General features: G+C 73.8%; 3 protein-coding genes. 1 reads left to right on the top strand and 2 read right to left on the bottom strand.

What is annotated here, in order from left to right; genetic code table 11:
* Positions 1-25: 25 nt before the first annotated feature.
* A complete protein-coding gene (locus tag CCN56_RS45530) occupies positions 26-1501 on the bottom strand; it encodes a cell wall metabolism sensor histidine kinase WalK (RefSeq protein ID WP_218779391.1) in 1476 nt (491 codons plus the stop codon).
* Positions 1494-2168, bottom strand: a complete 675-nt coding sequence (locus tag CCN56_RS03760; RefSeq protein WP_086823573.1) for a response regulator transcription factor — start codon at positions 2166-2168, stop codon at positions 1494-1496. Before CCN56_RS03760 ends, CCN56_RS45530 begins: the two co-directional genes overlap by 8 nt.
* A 94-nt stretch (positions 2169-2262) precedes the next feature.
* On the opposite strand from CCN56_RS03760, the gene CCN56_RS03755 reads away from it, so the two are divergent.
* On the top strand, positions 2263-2752 hold a 490-nt coding region (locus CCN56_RS03755), incomplete at its 3' end, for a DUF2079 domain-containing protein (protein WP_143664420.1).

The raw sequence follows: 2752 nt of genomic DNA, 5'->3' as shown, positions 1-2752 counted from the left end.
CCGGGCGGGCGGGATACGTCCACGCTCACCCGGCCGGGCGAGCGCCCGCCGGGAAGTGCGCGACCAGACGCGCCCCGCGCGCCGAGTCCTCGATCGTCAGCGTGCCCCCGTGGTGCGTGGCGATGTCCCGGGCGATCGGGAGGCCCAGGCCCGCGCCGCCCGAGGTGCGGGTGCGGGAGGCGTCGAGGCGGGTGAAGCGGTCGAAGACGCGGGCGCGGTCCTCCGGCGGGATGCCCGGGCCGTCGTCCGTCACCGCCAGCACCACCGAGGGGCCGTCCGTTCCGACCGTGACCGTCACCGACGTACGGGCGTGACGGCACGCGTTCGTCAGGAGGTTGCGGAGGAGGCGCTCCAGGCGGGTGTCGTTTCCCCGTACGACTGCCTCCGTCGGGGCCTCGCAGGTGAGCTCCAGGCCCTTCGCCTCCGGGAGGTGCCCGTACTCGCGGACCAGGTCCTCCGCCAGGGCCGCCAGGTCCACCGGTTCCCCCGCGGGAGCCGTCGCCCGGTGGCTCGCCAGGAGCAGCAGGTCGTCGGCCAGCGCCTGGAGCCGTACGACGTCGGCGGCGGCCTCCCGTACGGCGGACGGCCAGTCGGTGACCGTCTCCGGGTGCCGCAGGGCCGTCTCCAGTTGAGCCCGCAACGCCGCGAGGGGGCTGCGGAGTTCGTGGGCCGCGTCCGCGACGAACTGCTGCTGTCGCGCCGACGACTGTTCCAGGCGGTCGAGGGTGTCGTTCGTCGTCTCCGCCAGCCGCGCGATCACGTCGCCCGTCGGCGGCACCGGGACCCGGCGGTCCAGCGACTGGGCCGTGATGTCGGCGAGTTCGCGCCGGATCGCCTCCACCGGGCGGAGCGCCCGCGTCGCCGTGGCGTGGACCAGCGCCCCGGTCAGGAGGGCCACGAGGGGGGCGCCGGTGGTCAGCGCGATCCAATGGGCCCGTCCCGTGTCGTAGTCCGGCTGCGCCCGCCGCAGTACCTCGATCGCCGCCGCGAACAGGCCCCCCGTCGCGGCCCCGGCCACCAGCGCCGTACGGCTGCGGTACGGGAGCCGCACCGCACCGCCGCCGAGCGCCGCCCACACCGCCGCCGCCGTGAGGAGCCCCGTCGAGGGGCCGATGAACATCAGGCCCCAGCGGCACGCCTCCTTCGCGACAAGCCAGGGCTGACGCGGGTTCTCGTGGACGAGCCACTGCGTGTACGTGAAGAGGAGGGCGCCCGAGGTCAGGAAGGCGACGACCGCCGCCCTGAGCCGCACCATCCGTACCTGCCCGTGGCCCGCGAGCCAGCCGGCGGCGCCGACGGCCACCGCGCCCCACAGGAAGCCCGACCGGGCGAGGAAGCCGATCTGCGGGCCCACCCGGTCGGTGGACATCACCTCGGGGATCACCCAGGGGAGCGCCCCCACCGCCCGGTCCTCGGCCTCCAGCCAGATCACCGCCACCGCCACGACGAGCGCCGCCGCGAGCCCCGACACCCCTACGGGGAGGAGCCTCCGCTCACGCACGGCCCACCACCCGGTACCCCGCCCCCCGCACCGTCTCGATCGTCTCCGTACCGAAAGGCTCGTCGATCTTCTTCCGCACGGCCCTGATGTAGACGTGCACGATGTTCGGGTCGCCGGTGAAGTCCGCCGACCACACCTCGTCGAGGAGGTCGAGCGTCGGCACCACCTCGTCGAGGCGCAGCAGCAGGCAGTGCAGGACCGCGAACTCCTTCGGGGTGAGCGGGATTTCGGTCGAACCCCGGCCGCACTTCCGCCGCGCCGGGTCCAGCCACAGGTCGCCGACCTCCAGGAGCGTCCGCACCCGCGCCCCGCCCCGCCGCAGCAGCGCGCGGAGCCGGGCTTCGAGGACGACGTACGAGAACGGCTTGGCCAGGTAGTCGTCGGCGCCCGTGTCGAGGCCCTCGGCCTCGTCGTACTCGCCGTTCTTCGCCGTCAGCATCAGCACCGGCACGTCGTTGGACTCGGCGCGGAGCCGGGAGCACACCTGGTAGCCGTTGAGGCCGGGCAGCATGATGTCGAGGAGCACGGCCGCGTAAGGGTTCTCCCTGGCCAGGTGGAGTCCCGTGATGCCGTCGTGGGCGACGTCGACCGTGTACCCGACGGCGGAGAGGCCGCGCCGCAGCGAGGCGGCGATCCGCACCTCGTCCTCGATCACCAGTACGCGCATGCCGTCGAGTATCGCCGGGCCTCCGGGACCACCCCTGAGGAAATCCTCAGGCTTCCTCAGGGCCCCTTCAGGGGTGATCACCCAGGGTCCCCCCATGGCCGTGATCACCGCTCCCCCACCCGTCGTCCGCCGTGCCGCCGACTCCCGTACCGTCCCGGCCCTTCTCGCCCTCTCCTTCTTCCTCCTGTACGCGGTGTTCGCGCTGCGCGAGCACGCCCGGTTCCGGACGACCGGGTACGACCTCGGGATCTTCGGGCAGGCCGTGCGCGCGTACGCGGAGGGGCGGACGCCCGCCTCGGAGATCCGGGCCGCGACCGCACCGGCCGGCTTCACGGGCGACGCGTACCCGCTGCTCGGGGACCACTTCCATCCCGTACTCGCGCTCCTCGGCCCGCTCTACCGGCTCGTCCCGCACGTGGAGACGCTGCTCCTCGCGCAGGCCGCGCTCGTCGCCCTCTCCGTGTACGTCCTCGCGCGCACCGCCCAGAGGCACTTGGGGAGGTGCATCGCGCTCGGGATCGCGTGCGGGCTCGGCTGGGGCACGCAGCAGCTCATCGGCTTCGACTTCCACGAGGTCGCCTTCG

Origin of the sequence: Streptomyces sp. NRRL B-24572, from assembly GCF_002156145.1 — a bacterium.
GTDB classification, from domain to species: Bacteria; Actinomycetota; Actinomycetes; order Streptomycetales; family Streptomycetaceae; genus Streptomyces; species Streptomyces vietnamensis.
Note: the sequence above shows the minus strand (reverse complement) of the source record. Positions and strands in the feature narration are given on the sequence as shown.